This is a genomic window from Paenibacillus marinisediminis (assembly GCF_054343325.1).
This window is the reverse complement of record NZ_JBTGUH010000015.1, coordinates 39,798-59,971: the sequence shown is the minus strand read 5'-3', so window position 1 is coordinate 59,971 and position 20,174 is coordinate 39,798. Positions and strand designations below refer to the sequence as shown.

19 protein-coding genes are annotated in these 20,174 nt (G+C 47.8%); 15 read left to right on the top strand and 4 right to left on the bottom strand.

The genetic code is table 11. The features are described 5' to 3' along the window. Positions 1-30 precede the first annotated feature (30 nt). Positions 31-363: a methyltransferase gene (locus tag ACXX53_RS21175; RefSeq protein WP_458570676.1), complete on the bottom strand. Its 333-nt coding sequence runs from the start codon at positions 361-363 to the stop codon at positions 31-33. A gap of 174 nt (positions 364-537) precedes the next feature. On the opposite strand from ACXX53_RS21175, the gene ACXX53_RS21170 reads away from it, so the two are divergent. After that, on the top strand, positions 538-1,086 hold the full coding sequence (locus ACXX53_RS21170) for a shikimate kinase (RefSeq protein ID WP_458570675.1): 549 nt from the start codon (positions 538-540) through the stop codon (positions 1,084-1,086). Here ACXX53_RS21170 and ACXX53_RS21165 read toward each other — a convergent pair. Further along, on the bottom strand, positions 1,076-1,405 hold the full coding sequence (locus tag ACXX53_RS21165; protein ID WP_458570674.1) for a rhodanese-like domain-containing protein: 330 nt from the start codon (positions 1,403-1,405) through the stop codon (positions 1,076-1,078). The genes ACXX53_RS21170 and ACXX53_RS21165 overlap by 11 nt on opposite strands. Positions 1,406-1,572: 167 nt before the next feature. On the opposite strand from ACXX53_RS21165, the gene aroA reads away from it, so the two are divergent. The 8 genes from aroA (at position 1,573) to ACXX53_RS21125 (ending at position 10,412) form a co-directional block, all read left to right on the top strand. After that, a complete protein-coding gene (gene aroA, locus ACXX53_RS21160; RefSeq protein ID WP_458570673.1) occupies positions 1,573-2,877 on the top strand; it encodes a 3-phosphoshikimate 1-carboxyvinyltransferase in 1,305 nt (434 codons plus the stop codon). A gap of 50 nt (positions 2,878-2,927) precedes the next feature. Then, positions 2,928-3,353: a CoA-binding protein gene (locus ACXX53_RS21155; RefSeq protein WP_458570672.1), complete on the top strand. Its 426-nt coding sequence runs from the start codon at positions 2,928-2,930 to the stop codon at positions 3,351-3,353. A gap of 228 nt (positions 3,354-3,581) precedes the next feature. Further along, entirely contained in the window at positions 3,582-5,474 is a 1,893-nt protein-coding gene (locus ACXX53_RS21150) for a glucose PTS transporter subunit IIA (RefSeq protein ID WP_458570671.1), read from the top strand. Continuing rightward, positions 5,471-7,249, top strand: coding sequence for a phosphoenolpyruvate--protein phosphotransferase (gene ptsP / locus ACXX53_RS21145; protein WP_458570670.1), 1,779 nt, complete (start codon positions 5,471-5,473; stop codon positions 7,247-7,249). Before ACXX53_RS21150 ends, ptsP begins: the two co-directional genes overlap by 4 nt. Before the next feature lie 394 nt (positions 7,250-7,643). Beyond that, positions 7,644-8,081, top strand: a complete 438-nt coding sequence (locus tag ACXX53_RS21140; RefSeq protein ID WP_458570669.1) for a hypothetical protein — start codon at positions 7,644-7,646, stop codon at positions 8,079-8,081. 68 nt (positions 8,082-8,149) lie between these two features. Then, on the top strand, positions 8,150-8,491 hold the full coding sequence (gene ytxJ / locus ACXX53_RS21135; RefSeq protein WP_458570668.1) for a bacillithiol system redox-active protein YtxJ: 342 nt from the start codon (positions 8,150-8,152) through the stop codon (positions 8,489-8,491). A 118-nt stretch (positions 8,492-8,609) separates the two neighbouring features. Continuing rightward, entirely contained in the window at positions 8,610-9,620 is a 1,011-nt protein-coding gene (gene ccpA / locus ACXX53_RS21130; RefSeq protein ID WP_458570667.1) for a catabolite control protein A, read from the top strand. A gap of 99 nt (positions 9,621-9,719) precedes the next feature. Next, complete coding sequence (locus ACXX53_RS21125) at positions 9,720-10,412, top strand: 5'-methylthioadenosine/adenosylhomocysteine nucleosidase (RefSeq protein ID WP_458570666.1); 693 nt, start codon at positions 9,720-9,722, stop codon at positions 10,410-10,412. Between the two features lie 60 nt (positions 10,413-10,472). Here the strand turns inward: ACXX53_RS21125 and ACXX53_RS21120 are convergent, their stop codons facing one another. Beyond that, positions 10,473-11,657 carry an acetoin utilization protein AcuC gene (locus tag ACXX53_RS21120; RefSeq protein WP_458570665.1) on the bottom strand — a complete coding sequence of 395 codons (1,185 nt, stop codon included), beginning with the start codon at positions 11,655-11,657 and terminating at the stop codon, positions 10,473-10,475. Between the two features lie 24 nt (positions 11,658-11,681). After that, positions 11,682-12,314, bottom strand: a complete 633-nt coding sequence (locus ACXX53_RS21115; protein ID WP_458570664.1) for a GNAT family N-acetyltransferase — start codon at positions 12,312-12,314, stop codon at positions 11,682-11,684. A 236-nt stretch (positions 12,315-12,550) separates the two neighbouring features. Between ACXX53_RS21115 and acsA the strand changes: the two genes are divergently transcribed. The 6 genes from acsA (at position 12,551) to ACXX53_RS21085 (ending at position 20,162) form a co-directional block, all read left to right on the top strand. Beyond that, entirely contained in the window at positions 12,551-14,275 is a 1,725-nt protein-coding gene (gene acsA / locus ACXX53_RS21110; RefSeq protein ID WP_458570663.1) for an acetate--CoA ligase, read from the top strand. Between the two features lie 226 nt (positions 14,276-14,501). Then, positions 14,502-15,806, top strand: a complete 1,305-nt coding sequence (locus ACXX53_RS21105) for an extracellular solute-binding protein (protein ID WP_458570662.1) — start codon at positions 14,502-14,504, stop codon at positions 15,804-15,806. A gap of 145 nt (positions 15,807-15,951) precedes the next feature. Beyond that, positions 15,952-16,908, top strand: coding sequence for a carbohydrate ABC transporter permease (locus ACXX53_RS21100; protein ID WP_458570661.1), 957 nt, complete (start codon positions 15,952-15,954; stop codon positions 16,906-16,908). 21 nt (positions 16,909-16,929) lie between these two features. Further along, positions 16,930-17,787 carry a carbohydrate ABC transporter permease gene (locus ACXX53_RS21095; protein ID WP_458570660.1) on the top strand — a complete coding sequence of 286 codons (858 nt, stop codon included), beginning with the start codon at positions 16,930-16,932 and terminating at the stop codon, positions 17,785-17,787. 6 nt (positions 17,788-17,793) lie between these two features. After that, on the top strand, positions 17,794-19,257 hold the full coding sequence (locus tag ACXX53_RS21090; protein ID WP_458570659.1) for a PTS transporter subunit EIIC: 1,464 nt from the start codon (positions 17,794-17,796) through the stop codon (positions 19,255-19,257). A 65-nt stretch (positions 19,258-19,322) separates the two neighbouring features. After that, complete coding sequence (locus ACXX53_RS21085; RefSeq protein ID WP_458570658.1) at positions 19,323-20,162, top strand: PRD domain-containing protein; 840 nt, start codon at positions 19,323-19,325, stop codon at positions 20,160-20,162. The last annotated feature ends 12 nt before the right edge of the window (positions 20,163-20,174 follow it).

The following is a 20,174-nucleotide window of genomic DNA, read 5'->3' as shown; positions in this document are numbered from 1 at the left end:
GGCCATTAGGCCCGGCGTTTGTCATATCGTTCATGTGGAAGCATCGTCCGAAGGCTTCAACAATATGCTGGCTGTTCTCTTCATATAGCGGCGAAGACGCTCGCTCTCCTGACCGGAGGTCGAGTTGCGTTGAAGCATTAACATGGATAGCTCAGCATAATATCGATAGCTGTCCAGCAAGACCTCATTGGTTAGTGATGAATGAGCTCCTTCTTCGGTTAGCTTGTTCTTGATCGTGTTCAACAGCCAGATAATATCATCTCTGCATAAGGGATGATTCGGGTCCATGATGCGTTCCATGTGAGCGGTGAACATGCGATATCCTGAGTTGCTGCCCGATCCAGGGGCTGGGGGTGAAGACATCTTCATTCACTCCTCTGTTAGATAGCAGGAAGGGAAACCACTATCGGCAAGTATAAGCCTTTTGGCTCGTACTAACATCTATACGTAGGTATTAAGCATTTTATACATGGTGATTGTCGAAATAATTACCGCTATGGTATCATATGGGAAGTTTAAGGCTGGGAGTGAAGAGAGATGCTGACGGAAGCACGCGCATTCAACATCGTGCTAATCGGATTTATGGGTACAGGCAAGTCAACCGTCGGTGAATGCCTTGCAGATCGGCTGAAGTATGACTTTGTTGATTTGGATGAAGAGATCGTAAGAATGGAAGGGCGAAGCATTCCAGACATATTCGCGCAGGACGGGGAAGCATACTTCCGGGACGCTGAGAGCCTTGCGCTATCCCGCTTGATGGGACAGCAGCGGTTAGTGATCGCTACAGGCGGAGGCGCTGTACTGCGGGAGAAGAACTGTCGCGTGATGAGCGAGTGCGGCTACGTTGTCCATCTGACAGCGGAGACGGATACGATCATCGAACGCGTGAGGGGCGATCGCAACCGTCCGCTGTTGCAAGGTGACGCGTCAGAGCGTGTGCGGAGCTTAATGGTGGAGCGCAGCGGCAAGTACGACTTTGCTCATGCTACTGTAGCTACCGATCATCTGCGGGTAGAACAGATTGCGGATGCGGTTATGGATGCATATCAGGGCTTCAACAGTGCTGACGCTGATATCACACGATAGGACCTTCCGCGTTCATCCAAGCGAGCATGCCGCCTTCTAGATTAACGCCGCCATTATACCCCTGCTGCAGTAAATATTCACATACGCGTTCACTGCGGTAACCGCTGCGGCAGATAAAGATGATTTCCTCATGCTCTTGAAGCTCTTCTATGCGTGCAGGAATATCATTCATCGGGATATGCTTGGCACCTGGAATGATGCCGTGAATGACTTCTTCTTGCTCGCGAACGTCAATCATCACTATAGACGGCTCAGCAGACGGCTCAGCGGCCAATCGAGCCATTAAGTCTAAAACATTGATCTGTTTGACTGGATTCATCAACAGTCCTCCTTCATCATGTTGATTCAACTTGTTGTTGGGATTTATGCAATTAAAGTGTGACATAAGTCATATGTTCTCATGGAAATGATACGAAGCAGTATGTAATTTGTCAATCTGTATTCATAGATATAGGTGATGATCCAAGATAATTAAGGAGTGGGACTATGGATGTTATTGTGAGACCAACAGATAAGCTGCAAGGTGATATTCAAGCACTTTCTTCTAAAAATTATACGACAAGGTATCTGTTAGTTGCCGCCTTGGCTGAAGGTACGAGCACCATCTATTATCCGGCTCATAGTGAAGACAGCGATGCTATGCGCCGCTGCTTGCAGGATCTGGGCGCTAAGCTGGAAGAGGATGAGACGAAGATCGTGATGACGGGGTTCGGCAGCCGTCCACAGCTCATTCCGACTTCTCAGGAGCTGAATGTGGGGAATGCTGGCGCCGTATTGCGATTTCTAATGGGTATAGCATCACTTCTGCCAGAAGTACACTTTGTGAATGCTTATCCGGAATCGCTGGGCAAGCGTCCGCATCACGATCTGATCACAGCGCTGGAGCAATTGGGCACCGAAGTCGAGCATCGTGACGGCAAGCTGCCAATTACGATTCGAGGCGGAGGTCTTCGCGGAGGGAAGATTACGGTATCGGGCAACATCAGCTCTCAATACCTTAGCTCCTTATTATTCTTAACACCGCTTCTGCCTGAAGACAGCACGATCGAAGTAACGGATGACCTTAAGTCCAAGGTTGTAATCGGTCAGACGCTGGAGGTGCTGCGCGAAGCGGGGATCGTCATTGAAGTCAGCGACGATCTGATGCATTATCGCGTTCCGGGCGGTCAGCGCTATCAAGCTCGTGATTACACAGTCCAAGGTGATTATCCTGGTTCAGCGGCGGTTCTGGCTGCTGCAGCGGTTACGCAATCAGACGTCGTATTGCGCGGCTTGACTCCAGACAGCAAGCAGGGTGAACGCGCGATCGTCGATGTGCTTCGTATGATGGAAGTGCCGCTTACGCACGAACAGAACAACATCCACGTCAAGAGCACAGGCAAGCTCAAAGCGGTTGAATTCGACGGCGACGCTGCAACAGATGCGGTCTTGGCGATGGTAGCGGCTGCGGTATTTGCAGATGGAACCTCCCGCTTCTATAACGTTGAGAATCTGCGTTACAAGGAGTGTGATCGCATAACGGATTATGTAACCGAGCTGGGCAAAGCCGGAGCCAATGTAGAAGAACGCCAGGCGGAGATTATTGTCCACGGCCGTCCAGAAGGTGTGGAAGGCGGAGTGGAGATCAATGCTCACTTCGACCACCGGGTCATCATGGCGCTCACAGTAGTGGGCTTACGCTCCAAACAGCCTATTCGCATCAAGGATGCGCATCATGTAGCCAAGTCTTACCCGAACTATTTTGATCATTTACAAGCTCTCGGTGCTCAAGTAGAATGGATTGAAGCTTAATCAAAATCATATTGATTGATGAATGGAATAGTGGAATGGAGGAATATAAAGTGGCATATGAACACCCTTCTCAAGACGCAATCAAGCAGCTGCTCCAAAATAGCAAGACGATAGCTGTAGTAGGATTGTCCGATGATCCTAGCCGTACTTCTCATATGGTTGCTCAAGCTATGAAGTATAAGGGCTATCGCATCATACCCGTCAATCCTAAGGCTGAGACGATATTAGGCGAGAAGTGCTACCCTTCACTGCAGGACATTCCAGAGCCTATCGATATCGTCAATGTATTCCGACGCAGTGAATACTGCTTGGATGTCGCCAAGGATGCTGTAGCAATCGGTGCGAGATCGATCTGGCTGCAGCAAGGTATCGTGAATGAGGAAGCCGCGGCTTATGCCAGTGAGCATGGCCTGCAAGTTGTGATGGATTCCTGCATTAAGGTAATGGACGCTATTCTGCTGCCAAAAGGCAAATAGAAGACATCCATTCGGCATATTGGAAACAGAATGAATGAAGTTAATAGGTGATAACGCTCATCCGTGTTATAATGATGAAGCCATTGACGCGTTATTTCATTGTGAGCCGGAGTGACGCTCCCGAAAGTCTGGGGCTGAACTTCGGCTATTCACGATTATTGAGACATCGAGTCACTCCAACCAATGAATATTCAGTAATTCATTCGATTGATCAAGGGGGGATCGTAGTTGAATCAGTTAGGGTCATTACAGCAGCTTTCACGCTCACTCATGCAGCCTATGATGGTGATGCCGGCTGTTGCAGTTCTCCTCGCGGCTGGGCAGTTGCTCGGTCTCTTTGGATTAGATGACGCGGCTGTCTGGTTCTCCAGTGCAGGCACGACGCTGCTTGGCCTGCTTCCATACTTCTTTGCGGTTGGTGTGGCACTTGGAATGTCCAACAATTCAGGGATCGCCGGATTGGCTGGCTTGATCGGTATCTTTATCTACCAGCGTTTACCCGGTTTATGGCTTGATGCGAACGTGATCGCACCGGAGCCGACGATATTAGTAGGTATCGTATTCGGCCTAATGGCCGGATTCGTACATGAAAAGTTCCGTACCCTGCAATTTCCGGAATACATTCAGTTTTTTGGCGGATCACGATTTGTTGTGCTCGTGATGGCGTTAGTATCTGTTGGGATGTCCTATGTTCTGACATTAGCGTTGCCGTCTATTAACGAAGGGATCGAATTTCTAGGGCAAGAATTAGTAAAGATGGGGAGCTTCGGTGTGTTTTTGTACGGAGTGCTTCATCGAGTGCTTGTTGCCTTCGGGCTGCACCACCTATTGAATAATGTAATCTGGTTTCAGCTTGGCAGCTATACAGACGCAGCGGGCGTAACGGTAACGGGCGATCTACCGAGGTTCTTCGCTGGCGATCCGACAGCAGGAATGTATATGGCAGGGCTATATCCAATCATGATGTTTGGCCTGCCAGCTGTTGCAATGGCGATTGTGCATGAATCAAGGGAAGATTTGAGGCCTAAGGTTCGCAAAACGTATTATAATGCCGCACTTGTATCGATGCTTACAGGCATCACGGAGCCGATCGAGTTTGCATTTCTATTCTCTTCGCCGCTGCTATTTATCGTACATGCGCTGCTATCAGGCGCTGCCATGTGGCTCACTGCGGAGCTTGGTATTTTACATGGGTTCTCATTTTCCGCTGGGGCGATCGATTATGTGATGAATTTCCATCTTTCCACACATGGATTGTGGTTAATTCCAATCGGTATCGCTTTCGGTTTTATTTATTATGTCGTGTTTCGATTTGCGATTCAACGCTTTCAGATTCCAACGCCTGGTCGGGTTGATGGCAGTCTACTGGATGATATGGCTGGTGATCTCGTGCATCGGGCACCGCTTATTATTCGTGCGCTCGGAGGCAAGGATAACCTTATTGACATTCAGGCCTGCATCACGCGCTTGCGGCTGCGAGTCAACAATGAGAAGCTGATCGATCGGCATGCCTTGCGCACATTAGGTGCGGCCGGAGTCATTCGATTAGGCGGCGGTCATGTTCAAGTGGTATTCGGTACATATTCTGAAGTCATTCGCGATGAAATGCTAAGGCGTCTGCAACGCAATGCACAGCAAGTATGGTTCGTTTCGCCCGTACAGGGTCGTATGATTCCGATCGAAGATGTGCCTGATACGATCTTCGCCAAGAAGATTGTAGGGAACGGTGTTGCCTTCTATCCGGATAAGGGTGAACTTGTATCCCCAGTAGCCGGCGTTGTACGCCACATTTACCCAAGCATGCATGCATTAGGGATTGAAACGCCTGAAGGGTTAGAGGTGCTGCTTCATATCGGGATCGAAACCTCTTCGTTAAATGGCGCTGGCTTTCAGGCTGTAGTTCAGGAAGGTGATGGAGTGAAGCCAGGACAGCTGCTAATTAAATTTGATATAGCATATATTAAGAAGAAGAATTTGTCGTTAGCTACGCCAATGGTCATTACGAATAGTAATAAAGTCGCATCTTGGAGCATCGCTCCATATGGTGCGGTTAAGAAAGGGCAGGAGTCTATTCTGTCTGTAGTTCTCATGGATGAAAGTCGCGGAGGTGAGAAGCATTGACACAAAAGATTAAAGGTATCGGTGCTTCAAGGGGTATTGCAATAGGCAAGGCTTTTGTACTTCCAACTTGGGAGTGGGATGTACCGGAAGAGAAGATGGATCCTACCGATCTGGCAAGGGAATTCGAGCGTTTGTATGAAGGGATCCGATCGTCGAAGGATGAGATTGAATACATTAAGAGAGAGATCAAAGATATGGTTGGAACGGAAGAGTCGTCGATATTTGATGCTCATCTTGCTATATTGGAAGATCCCATTTTCATGAATGAGATTCAGGGCATTATCCAACGCCAGTATAAGGCGGCCGAAGTTGCCGTGAAAGAGGCGATCGATCATTTCGTCACGATGTTCGATTTGCTGGATGATGAATATATGAAAGAGCGGGCACTTGATATTAAGGATGTGGGTAACCGTCTGTTGAAGCATCTGCTTGGCGCGCCAGAGATCACACTTCCAACAGATACTCAGCCTTATATATTGGTAGCTAAGGAGCTGTCCCCGTCACAGCTTGTCCATCTGAATCCGAAAAATGTGCTCGGCATTGTCATGCTGCAGGGTGGAAGAACTTCTCACTCCGCTATTATGGCACGCGCTCTCGGCATTCCGTTGGTGCTTGGTCTTGAAGGCAAGCTGAGCAAGCCGGTTCAAACGGGAGACGCAGTCATCGTAGATGGGGAGCATGGGTTTGTATTCCTGAATCCAGAGCACCATATCCGAACGTGGTATGAGGAACGGCGCGATCAGTATTTGAAGGAAGCTGAAGAGCTGGCTAAGATGAATGATTTGCCTGCGGAAACGGTAGATGGGCATCGAATTCATCTCGCTGCTAACATCAGCTCAACTCGTGAGCTGGATATCGCCATTCAAAGCGGCGCTGAGAGCATCGGTTTGTTCCGAACCGAATTTTTATATATGGATCGATCTTATCCGCCTAATGAAATCGAGCAGTATACGGTATACCGCGAAGTAGCGGAGGCGTTTAAAGATCAATCGGTCATTATTCGTACACTTGATATTGGCGGCGATAAGCCGATGGAATATTTGCAGATTCCGGAAGAAGATAATCCGTTTCTTGGATACCGCGCGATCCGCATCTGCTTAAACCGTACAGACGTGTTCAAGACCCAACTGCGCGCGATCCTGCGCGCCAGCGCGCATGGACAAGTTAAAGTGATGTTCCCGATGATCAGCTCTATGGAAGAGATTATCGCTGCTAAGGAAATATTGGAGGAAGCGAAGCGTGAATTGCGTGAAGAACAGCTTCCGTTCGATGAGAAGCTGCCGATCGGCATTATGATCGAAGTGCCTGCTGCTGCAGCAACTGCTGACTTGCTGGCTGAGGAAGTTGATTTCTTCAGTATAGGGACTAATGATCTGGTTCAATATACCCTAGCTGTTGATCGGATGAATGAGCAGATCGCACACATGTATGATCCTTATCATCCTGCAGTCCTTCGCCTTATTCGCAATGCGGTAGAGGGTGCGAAGCTGCATGGAATATCCGTAGGCGTTTGCGGGGAAATGGCCGGCGATCCGCAAGCGGTACCGTTATGGATTGCACTCGGCATTGACGAATTGAGCATGTCATCGCGTTCCATACCGCGCGTCAAGGCCGCGGTGAGACGAGCTCAGTATGAGCAAGCGGTGCAGGTAACGGAGCAAGCATATGCATGCCGCAACAAAGCCGGACTAGAGAAAGTGTTGGGCTTGGAGTCGCCTCCGGAGCACACGCCGCCTCTTGTTAACGAGGATGCAGCATCAAGCGCAACTCTATAACTAAGTCATGGAGCTAGAGCAGCTCTCTATGTAGTTCATTCTACTTAGGGAGCTGCTTTTTTGTATTTCAACAGGAGTACGGGTTACATTTTAAGTTGTAGGCGATACCAATTTAATCCTTTTCTCATTTATTTGAATAATTATTTTCCAGTTGTGTTTATAGATATATATAGGTATAAGTACATATAGACTAATAATTTCAAGCTCTGATTAGTGATATAAATCATTGCCATATGGAGATGCGTTTCTATTAGTGTAAATAAATACAAGTTCGATCTAAGCAGGAGAATGACAATCGAAGCAGAAATATAGGTTATTATCTTGCGTTATAGAGAAGAAATTAATATTCACTTATACACATACATTTATAAATATAATCTAGGGGTGAATGAAATTGAATAAACGATGCCAGTGTGGACAAGAAATGGATGTAACACTACGCACAATTGTATATGCGAGGAAGCTTATGATTATGCATGTTCCTGTATATACTTGCCTAAGCTGCGAGCATTCCGAGCTCGTGTCTGAGATCAAACAGGATGTCATAGACATCATGCAGCAGATGAATGAACATGCGCCGTCTAAACGCGTTAAAGTCATGTTCGATGAGCAGCAGGAATTAGCGAGTGTATATAAGGAATGTCTTGAGCATGAAGGCGGAGACCTCTCTATTTCATTCGAGAAAATAGCTCAAGAACGTGTAAATCAATTGCTTGACGTATATTTGCTGGCCCAGACATGGGGAGATATGACCTGGATGGAGGATGTTGAACGCAGATTAAGACAAGTTAGTTGTTTTAGAACTAACCAGAATAGGGTTAAAATAGGATAGTGTGCATATTAACGGACAATCATTGTCGGGATTGCCGAGTGCTATTCTATACATGAGGAGGCAGATCCATGATCGCGATTCAATCGGAAGAGGCATTGCTTGAGATGATCCAGCAATCGGTAGGGAAACCACTCGTGCTGTTTAAACATAGCACTCGCTGTCCTATAAGTTCCGCAGCAAATGAAGAGATGAAGAAGATCGAGGAAGATTTTCAAGATCGCGGTATAAATTTCGGTCTGATCTATGTAGTCGAGAACCGTGATGTATCGCTTGCATGTGCGAAGCTGGCTGATGTAAAGCATGAATCACCGCAAGTTATAGTGCTGCAGGATAATAAAGTGCTCTGGAATCAATCTCATTACGCTATTCGTTATGATCGATTGGAGCCTGTACTGTCGGAACTGTGCTAATCTGTGACAATTTTCGTGGAAAACAGGACGTATCGTTGCGGATTTTCTGAAAATAGCGTATCATAAATGATAAGTTTTAATAACGAACTAAATACTTTGCATATTGGAGAGAAGTATCGTGACGGTAACTATTTATGATGTAGCGAGAGAAGCAGGAGTCTCGATGGCGACTGTTTCCCGGGTTGTAAACAACAACCCAAACGTAAAGCCTCAAACTCGCAAGAAAGTGTATGAAGCGATTGAGCGTTTAGGTTATCGCCCGAATGCGGTTGCCCGTGGACTTGCTAGTAAGAAAACAACTACAGTAGGAGTTGTTATTCCGGATATTTCTAATTCTATCTTCGCTGAAATTGCTCGTGGTATTGAAGATATTGCGAATATGTACCACTACAATATTATTTTGTGTAATGCGGATAAGAAGAAGGAAAAGGAAATTCGGGTTATCAACACTTTGCTTGAGAAGCAAGTTGATGGATTGCTGTTTATGGGCGGTGTTGTAACTGAAGATCATATACAGGCATTCCGCACATCATCTGTGCCGATTGTACTCTGTGCGACGAAGGATGATAATGGCTCTATCCCGTCTGTCGATATCGACCATGAAGCGGCGGCATTTGACGCAGTCAATACGCTGATTCGTCATGGACATCGCGATATCGCGATGATCAGCGGCACGTTGCAGGATCCTGCTAACGGTTACGCTCGTTTCCAAGGTTATAAGAAAGCGCTTGAAGGAGCGGGAATCGAATACAAGGAAGATTTGGTTCGAATCGGCAACTACCGGTATGAATCCGGAATCGAAGCGATGAAATATTTCCTTGGATTAAAAAAGAAGCCTACGGCAATCTTCTCTGCAACAGATGAAATGGCGATAGGCGCTATTCACTGTATCCAAGATGCTGGTTCTAATGTACCTGAAGACTTCTCGGTCATCAGTGTGGATAATGTCCGTATGGCATCTATGGTTCGCCCTCAGTTGACTACAGTTGCTCAACCGATGTACGACATCGGCGCGGTAGCGATGCGTCTATTGACGAAGCTGATGAAGAAAGAACATGTGGAGCATGCTCAGGTTACGCTGCCGCATGAGACGATCTTGCGTCTATCGGTAAGCAGTGTGAACGAATAAGTAGCACTGCGGTGTGAGGCCCCGTGATACGGGGCCTTTTGCACGTCTGAGAGAATATCCAGCCATATTTTTAGATCGTGTCTATGGAGGTTATGAAGAATGATTATAGGTATTATCGGAGCGATGGATGAAGAAATTGCATTGCTGCTGCAGCAGTTAGACACGGTGAAAGAAGACGTACAAGCGGGCAATCGATATTACACTGGGAAAATGAGCGGCCATCAAGTCGTTATATGCAAATCAGGTGTGGGCAAAGTGAATGCGGCGATTACAACACAGGTGTTGATTGATCGTTTTCATGTTGAGCGCGTCCTATTTACGGGCGTTGCAGGCGCAGTGGCACCTGACTTGGATATCGGCAATATCGTCATCTCCACCGGCTGCATTCAGCACGATATGGATGTGACTGCGCTTGGCTTCAAGCTAGGTGAGATTCCGTATCAGGCGAACTCTACTTTTATGGCGGATGAAGGGTTAGTGTCATTAGCAGAACGTGTGTGCCAGCAATTGGTGCCGGACTCGTATAAGCTCGGTATTGTGCTGTCTGGGGATCAGTTTATTGCGAGTCGCGATAAGGTTCGCGAGCTCCATGAGACTTTCCAAGGAGCATGCACAGAAATGGAAGGCGCGGCAGTGGCGCAGGTTTGTATGGTGAACGCTGTACCGTTCGTTATCATACGTTCGATGTCAGATAAAGCGGATGGTTCCGCTCATGTCAACTTCGCGGAGTTCACGGTGAAGGCGTCTGAGAATTCGTTCCGAATTGTGGAACATATGCTTAAAGAGATGTAATCCATTTAAAAGAGCTGTGGTCTCCTATTGCTTATAGGGGAGGCCAACAGCTCTTATTGATTATCGCATATATTCTAGTGCGAGCTCTTTCACTTTTGCGTTATTATGACGAATAATTTCGCGCCTAGGCATCGGCTCCCACATTTCTACAGGATCCAGCCATGTCGTCGGCACCAAAACAGGCGAATGAGTCTGCCAAGTCTGGACCCACTCCTCGTCTATAGGCTTCAACGGATCAACTGCAAGCTGCTGGGCGAGCGGATGATCGCTCATTTCCAGCCATAGCAAACTCCATGCACGCGGAACGACTCGCCATATGTCATAGCCGCCGCCACCTAACGCAACCCATTTCCCATCGCAGTAGGTATGTGCTAATTGATGAATGATCTTAGGCATCTCCAGGTATATTTTCATGCTGCAATGCATGTGGGATAATGGGTCAAAGGCGTGCGCATCACAGCCGTGCTGGCTGACGATAAGATCAGGCTTGAAGGTGCGGGCAACTTGCTCAATCGTCGCTGCAAATGTCTCAAGCCAAGATTCATCCTCTGTATAGGGCTCGAGCGGAACGTTCACACAAGCTCCAAAGCCTTCGCCAACCCCGCGCTCATGCACGAAGCCTGTTCCAGGAAATAAGTATTTGCCTGTCTCATGGATGGAATAAGTCAAGACGTTCGAGTCGGTGTAAAATGACCACTGCACACCGTCACCATGATGCACGTCTGTATCGATGTATAAGACTCTGGCCTGATACTTCTGCCTGACTACCTCAATGGCTATTGCTGCATCATTATACACGCAGAATCCTGCGCCTTTATCGGGAAAAGCGTGATGCAGGCCGCCGCCCAGATGCAAAGCGTGTTCTGCTCGTCCCGACATAACAGACTCGCATGCAGCGACTGTTCCGCCAACGATAGCGGCCGCGGCAGTATGCATGCCTTCGAAGTAAGGTGTATCTTCGGTATGAAGTCCGTAAACATCGGCTCGCACGATCCAGTCTGGATCAGGGAGCGGCTTGCTCAACTGCTGGACCGCTTCAATATAATCGGAACGGTGAATCAGCTGAAGCGCTTCCAATGAGGCTGACGCTGGGACTAGATGTTTCTCCGGCTGTAAAGCTCCAATCCGGTTCAACAAATCGTGAGTCATCATTAATCGCGTCTGATCAAATGGGTGTTCCGCATTAAAGCGATATTTCAGCGCGTCAGGATGGAACACGTAGACCGCTCCTGTGTGACTGTTCATGAACTGCTTCCTCCCCTGTACATTTTAGTACATGAACCGCTGCTGGAAGCGTGCTCGGTCAAATTGCTCCTTGGATGAGAGGGGCACGTTCTTGCCGATGCGCACCATTAAGCAGTTGGCAGGATGCGAACAGATTTCAGGGTCATCCGTCGCATACCATATCATATCTACTGATTTCATTAACCGCTCCATCATTTTACGATAATCCCACACAGATAAGCCTGTACCTTCCAAGTCCCAATGCCAGTAATACTCTGTTGTAAATACGATGTAGTTCTCCATCTGCTCTTCTGAGAAGGCAAGACGAATCATCTTCTTCCCAAGTCCGAGCGAGCGGAAATCTTTGGCGACCTCAATGGCGCCAAGCTCGATCAGATCGTTCATCTTGGCTTCAGACCAACGTTCAAGCTCGTCTGGGTAATGGAAGGTCACATATCCCACAATCATCTGACCGAATCGCGCAATGATGATGCGCCCCTCAGGCAGTTCAGCGATCTCGGTCAATGCTTCTTTCTGTTCATTAGGCCTGCGAAATGCACGAAGATCAGGATGCATCTCAAGCGCGCGCAGCGTCTCCGGTTTTACTGGACCTTCAATGATAACCACATTGTCCTGATAGGGGATAATCTCGGCGTTGTAACATTTATGATGTTCCATGGGCGACAACTCCTTTTAGGCTTCAATTCGGTTATAACAAAAAAAGGAACAATTGAAAAGGAAAATTATAGGCGGGACATTATAGGTGTGATATAATGAATATGTTTTAAAATTTTCAAACATTTCCCCTTGACATCATGAATAACATCATCGTCCTTAGACATCGGTTTAATGTAAGCGGTTATATACCAGTATTTATGTCATGAAGATGTACAGAAACAGGAGGATGAACCCGAATGAGTAACGTTCAAGGAGAAATTGTGGCGGCGACCGTCACAAATTCCAATTTACCAAGCTATGAAGAAGCGCGGGCTAATTTTGACTGGAGCAACATTGAGAAGCATTTTACTTGGTATGAGACGGGCAAAGTCAACATGGCCTATGAAGCGATCGATCGTCATGTCGCGGAAGGCCGCGGCGACAAGGTAGCGCTGTTGTACAGCGATGCGACGCGCGATGAGTCTTATACATTCGCGGACATTAGCCGCAAGTCCAATCAATTCGCAAATGTCCTTCGCAAGCACGGCATTAGCAAGGGAGAGCGGGTATTTATCTTTTTGCCGCGTTCACCGGAACTCTATTTCAGCTTGCTCGGGGTATTGAAGGTAGGAGCGGTTGTAGGTCCATTATTTGAAGCATTCATGGAGACAGCGGTAAAGGATCGACTTGAGGACAGCTCAGCGGTTGCGATTATTACGTCACCAGCTCTCGTTCATCGCGTAAACCGTGATCTGTTGCCTGAGCTCAAGCATATCATCCTCGTAGGTGATGATGTTGGACAGGGTGAAGGCATGATCGATTATCATGCTGAGATGCTGGCTGCTGAGGAAGAGACGGAAATAGAGTGGATGGAGCGCGAAGACGGCTTGATTATTCACTATACGTCCGGTTCAACCGGCAAGCCAAAAGGTGTCTTTCATGTGCAGAATGCTATGATACAGCACTACTACACAGGTAAGATCGTGCTTGACCTTCAAGAGAACGATATTTACTGGTGTACAGCGGATCCAGGCTGGGTAACCGGAACTTCATACGGTATCTTCGCACCGTGGTTGAACGGCGCAACGAACGTCGTACGCGGCGGTCGCTTCAGCCCGCAGGATTGGTATAACACGATTCAAAAGTATAAAGTAACGGTATGGTACAGCGCTCCAACCGCGTTCCGGATGCTAATGGGAGCGGGAGATGACGTCATTGCGAATTATGATTTATCCTCATTGCGTCATGTTCTTTCCGTTGGTGAGCCGTTAAACCCGGAAGTCGTTCGTTGGGGATTGAAAGTATATAATCAACGCATTCATGATACATGGTGGATGACCGAAACGGGCGGTCAATTGATCTGCAATTATCCTAGCATGCCGATCAAGCCAGGCTCTATGGGGCGTCCGCTCCCTGGCGTTCAGGCTGCAATCCTTGATAATCAAGGCAACGAGCTGCCGCCGTACCGCATGGGGAACTTAGCGATTAGCACGCCTTGGCCATCGATGATGCGCAAGATCTGGAACAACCCGTCCAAGTACCAGGAGTACTTCCAATGGGAAGGCTGGTATGTTTCCGGCGATTCCGCCTATATGGATGAAGATGGGTATTTCTGGTTCCAAGGCCGCGTCGACGATGTCATTAACACAGCTGGCGAGCGTGTAGGTCCGTTCGAAGTCGAGAGTAAACTGATCGAGCATCCTGCAATTGCTGAAGCAGGCGTTATCGGCAAGCCAGATCCGGTGCGCGGAGAAATTATTAAAGCGTTCATCTCGCTCCGTGAAGGCTTCAGTCCATCAGATGAACTGAAGGCTGACATCGCGAAGTTCGTGAAGGTAGGCTTGTCCGCTCATGCTGCTCCACGCGAAATTGAGTTCAAGGATAAGCTTCCGAAGACGCGCTCCGGCAAGATTATGCGACGTGTGTTGAAGGCTTGGGAATTGAATCTGCCGACAGGCGACTTGTCGACGATCGAAGACTAATACTTGGTCACCGTTGACAAATGTAACAGAATGGTATAATATCCCAGTTAGTAAAGCGAAATTGCTGAACGAGTGGACAATTACATCGCTAGCAAACATAACATGTTACCGAAAGGGCATCCGTTATGGAAGTTATGTCGGAATCCGACTGCTTCTTAACGTATGCCCTTTTTGCCGTTCGCAGCGTTTCCTTACGAATAAATACGCTCATGAGAGGGGTAATGGAATGAACAAGCCACAGAAAAAGTGGAGCAGAACGGTAGTGCTGCTGTTGATTAGCGCACTGCTTGTGACGTTGGCAGCTGGTTGCGGTGAGAAGAAAAAGAGTGGAACATCTGGGGAATTCGAGATTCAATACTTTGTTGGCGGATATGGTGACGCAGGTTGGAAGCGCATTCTAGCAGCATTCCAAAAGAAATATCCTGACTTGAAGATCAAGGAAACGGCAGGTCCGAAGATTAATGAGCAGACGAAGCCGCGATGGATTCAAGGGGATACGCCTGACTTCGTATACATTGACGGAGCAGGGTCTAATGCAACCCAGATGGTTCTTGACGACCAATTGATGGATCTTACGGATTATATCAAGCAGGCGAAAAATGCTGACGGCAACTTAATCCTTGATGAACTCTACTTGAAGCCAATCGACTATAGCGGCAAGATCTATACTATTCCTTTCGTATTTGGCTCTTGGGGCGTGTTCTATGACCAGAAGTTCTTCGATGATAACAGCTGGAAAGCACCTGCAGACTTCGAAGGCTTCATGAGTGTGTCCAAGACGATCAAGGACTCAGGCAAGGTCACAGCGCCTCTGATTTATACGGGCATGTACCCTTATTACTTCCATGGGGGAATTCTTGACTCCGCATTTGTCGTGAACAACAACAATGACACGTCCATATTGAAGGATATGTCAGCGCTGAAGGAAGGCGTCTTCAAGAGCGATGCGGTGAAGAAGGCGTTGGATCAGATGGTAGCGATTCGGGATTCCGGCATAGTAGATCCCGCTTCTGCTGCAATCAATCACACAGACTCGCAGATGCTGTTCCTGCAGCATAAGAATGCATTCATTCCTAACGGCCTGTGGCTTGAAAATGAGATGAAGAAGGATGTTCCCGCGGACTTCCAATTCTCATTCCTGCCATCTATCACACAAGCGCCGGGTGGTAAGTCTGTCGCCATTCCATTTACCGCAACGGTAGGCATCTCGAAGAAAGCGAAGAACCCTGAAGCGGCAAAAGCATTCCTGGAGTTCCTGTTCCAGAAGGAGTCCGCGATCGCTTGGGCTGAAGAGACAGGCGCTTTGAGCAACCTGAAGGTGGATCTGGAGAATTCGAAAGCGAGCAGCCTTGTTAAGACGGCAATGAAAGTATATAGTTCCGATCAGACTATTGTTGCTCCTTTCGTAGAGCTGAATGCAGATGTAGACAAGGTGAAGCAAGATTCTACCCTTGCTTTGATGATCGGCAAGATAACGCCGGATGATTGGATGAACCGTATGGAAGAAGCAGCTGCGAAATATCGGAAATAATAGGCGACTGAAAGGGAATAAGTTGCGCTCTCAAGCAGAATAAGAAGTGATCATATTTGGAGATGTGCGCCGTATACTGTAGCACGCTTAAGCTTGATGCGGTCGGTGCGGCGCATATCTATTTTTCGATAAGGAGGGATTGAGCATGAACGATGCTCCGACTACGAGAAATTCATCTATAGACCAAGCTCTGCGGGCAGGCGGGTTAAAATGGAAGACGAAGCGGAAAGTGTTTATGTTCGTGTTCACCGTACCTACGCTGCTGTTCTTTTGCTTATTTATGATTTATCCGATATTTCATGGCTTGTACTACAGCTTCACCGATTGGTCAGGCGGATCGGAGACGCATAACTTAATCGGCTTGGACAATTACAAGGAGCTGGTCAAGGATCCCATTATCGGTACAGCTATTCTAAATGACTACTTCCTCGTGTTCTGGAAAGTCATAGGCATTGTCGGTCTAGGCGTATTCTTTGCGGTCGTGCTGACTCGGTTCCGATTGCGCGGAACCGGCTTTTTCCGGTCTGTCTTCTTCATTCCAAATATATTGTCGGTGGTTGTGATAGGAGTTCTATGGAGCTATATTTACAATCCGAGCATCGGCTTCTTGAATCAATTCCTGTCACTGTTTACGAGAGAGAAGGTGCAAACTCCATGGTTGGGTAATGTGGATACAGCTATGTGGTCACTGCTGCCGCCATCCATCTGGGCAGGGATCGGCTTCGTCATGGTGCTGACTATTGCGGCGATTCTAACGATTCCGAGGGATCTGTATGAAGCAGCCAGCCTAGACGGGGCGTCAGAACGCCAGCAGTTCTGGCGAATCACGCTTCCCCTCATATGGGAGCAGGTGAAGGTATCCATTCTATGGGTTGTCATGACGACATTGAACGGTTCCTTCGTGATTGTGTGGATTATGACCAAGGGGGGGCCGGATAATGCGACACAGGTACTTGGCTCTTATTTATATCAAATGGGCTTCAGACAGTTTCACTTCGGATATGCATCAGCTATTGGGGCGTTAATACTGACACTGTCTCTCATTACGACACTAGCCTTGCAGCGCTTAATGAAGCGGGATTCGATCGAGATGTCTGGCTGACGCCATAAGGGGGCAATTACGATGTACAATTCGGTTCAACATAAGCGCAGCAATCCAATCATTCGTATTCTGATATATGTAATCATGGCGGTATGGACGGTGTGCGTGATTTACCCGCTATTGTGGTCGGTTATGGGGGCATTAAAGACGAATCAGCAGTTTATACTTCAATCTCCTTGGAGCTTGCCGGAATTTCCTCTGCAATGGGGGAACTTCGTCAACGTATGGACTAACTACAATCTGGGTACGTATTTTATGAATTCATTAATCGTTACGGCGATCAGTACTGTGCTTGCATTGCTGTTAGCTTCATCTACCTCCTATATCATTGCAAGATTCCCTTTCCGCGGCAGTCAGGCTCTGTATAACTTGTACCTTACAAGCATGATGATTCCGATCATTCTGGGCTTAATTCCATTGTTCTTCTTGCTCACTGATCTTGGGGTGAACAATACGCTGTTCGGACTCATCCTCGTATATAGTGCAGCTAATTTGCCGTTTGGTGTGTTCGTACTGGTAGGATTTTTCAGATCCATGCCGAAAGAATTAGATGAAGCAGCGTCAATTGATGGCAGCTCGCATTACGGGGTGTTTTTTCGGATCATGCTGCCTTTGGCAAAGCCCGGGCTTATCTCAGTTGGCATGATGAACGTATTGAATATATGGAATGAATATGTTCTCGGAACGGTAATCGTGAGCAATCCTGAGAAATATACACTCCCCGTAGGAATCGCCGTCATGATGGAAGAGATGCAATATCGAACAGAGTGGGGCGCATTGTTTGCGGGTTTGCTCATCTCGATTATACCTGTATTGATCATCTATTTATTCTATCAACGTCAAATTACGAGCGGAATGATGGCTGGAGCAGTTAAATAAGAAGGAATGATGAAGCGAGTGGCAGCAAAACGAAGGGTATTCGTGTACGTTCAACAGATGGGGCGCTCATTGATGGTCCCGATTGCCGTTCTGCCAGCTGCCTCGATTCTGGTGCGTATCGGAGACATGCAGGTTGATACTCCTTGGCTCGCCGCGATTGTGAGCGTATGCAAGCTGGGGGGCAATGCTATATTCAACCATCTGCCGATCTTCTTCGCGATCGGAATCGCGATTGGCTTAACAGGCGGAAGCGGAATTGCGGCATTGGCCGCAGCGGTAGGGTACTTTGTATTCAGTGATGTGATCACCTTCTTTGAAGCGAGTGCAGCAGCCAAGCTGGATACCGGAGTGCTGGGAGGGATGCTGTGCGGCGCCATTACGACGATCATGTACAAGCGATTCCATCAGATCAAGCTGCCTGACGCGCTTGGCTTCTTCGGCGGCAAACGATTTGTGCCCATTGCAACTTCACTCGTGATGGTTATCGTTGGTCTCGCCGTCGGAGCGGTGTGGCCTGGGATTCAGTCTTACATTAAGGAATTTGGCATATGGATGACACAGCAAGGAGCGTGGGGAGCGGGGATATATGGCTTCATTAATCGAATGTTGATCCCCACAGGTCTGCATCATATTCTAAACCATATCGCTTGGTTTCAGCTTGGTGAATATGCTGCCGCGAACGGAAATGTTGTCAATGGCGATTTGTGGCGCTATTATGCGGGCGACCCAACTGCAGGCATGTATATGACGGGATTCTTTCCTGTGATGATGTTCGGGCTCCAAGGCTATGCCCTTGCGTTCGTGCATGCAGCTCATTCACAGAATCGAAAGCGCATTGCTTCCGTGATGCTGACTGCGGCGCTCACCAGTTTCTTAACAGGTATAACGGAGCCTCTGGAGTTTGCCTTTATGCTGACTGTACCATTGCTGTACGGAATACATGCGCTATATACAGGCTTATCGATGATCATCACCTCACTGCTTCATATGCGTGCAGGCTTCGGCTTCTCTGCTGGATTCATTGATCTCATCATCACATGGCAGAATGGTCAGAACCAATGGATACTGCTGCTGCTTGGTCTATGTTATTTTGCTCTGTATTACGGAACGGCAATGCTTTGTATTCGCCTCTTTAACCTCCAGACTCCTGGGCGAGAAGAGCTGGAACCGCTGCCTTCTGCAGTCATTTCACCGAATGCAGCAAGGACTTCCGGCAGCATACTGGATCAGCTGTTGGTTCATGTCGGAGGTATAACGAACATCGTGGACGTTGATGCGTGTATAACGAGACTTCGGCTTCATATTCGAAATGACAAATTGATTAACGAAGCGGCGCTCATGCAGATCGGGGCATACGGACTTATGAGAATATCGAGTCATCATATTCATATTATAATGGGTACCGATTCGGATGAACTGCGAGATAAGATTGAACAGATGCTTACAGCACAGACTGCTCGACAGGCATAAGATTGTTCTGTAGTTATGGAGTAAGGAGTGGTTATGATGAGACTACCCTTGACGGAGGGAGCAACATGATTGAACGAAAGATCGTGTATGTGCTGTCTCATAACGTCGTCATGACCAAGCTGTCTACGGGCAAGAACTCGATTGTGTTCGGTAAAGGTATCGGTTTTCATAATAAGCCGGGCATGATCATTGCCGAGAACCAGATCAATCAAGAGTTTCTGCTGCAAACGTCAGCCGTGATTGAGCATTATGAGCACATCTTGCAGGCTGTTGATTTTCATATTATCGGAGTCGTAGAAGAAGTCATCGCATTCGCGCAAGGACATCTCGAGGGCGCGTTCTCTGAGACGATTCACTCAGCGTTGGTGGATCATATCAATCTGGCTATCGAACGTACGAAACGCGGCATTCATATTAGCAATCCGTTTATGTTTGAGATTCAGCATCTGTACCGAGAAGAGTATCGTGTTGCTGAACGAGCAGTGGATTATTTGAACGAACAGCTTGATGTTAAGCTTCCGCAGGACGAGGTCTCGTTTCTAGCTATGCACTTTCACGGTGCAAGGCGTAATGAGAAAGCAGGGAAGCCTATGGCAGAAGTCAAGCTGATCTCCCAAGTGCTGGAGGAAGGGAAACGAGCGGGGATTCGATTCGACGAATCGCTGTCAACGGTACATTTCATTAGCCACTTAAAGGGACTGATAGATCGAGTCAAGGCGGGGCGAACGTTAAGCAATCAGCTGCTTGCCCAGATCCGCGAGGAATACGAAGATGTATTTGCTTGCGCGATCATTCTCGCTAATAAGATTGCAGATGGACTGCAGAAGCCGGTTCCGATGGAAGAGGTAGGCTTCTTAACGATGCACCTGCAGCGGTTGCTTCAACGACAGGATATGCTCATGTAGCTTTATATTATA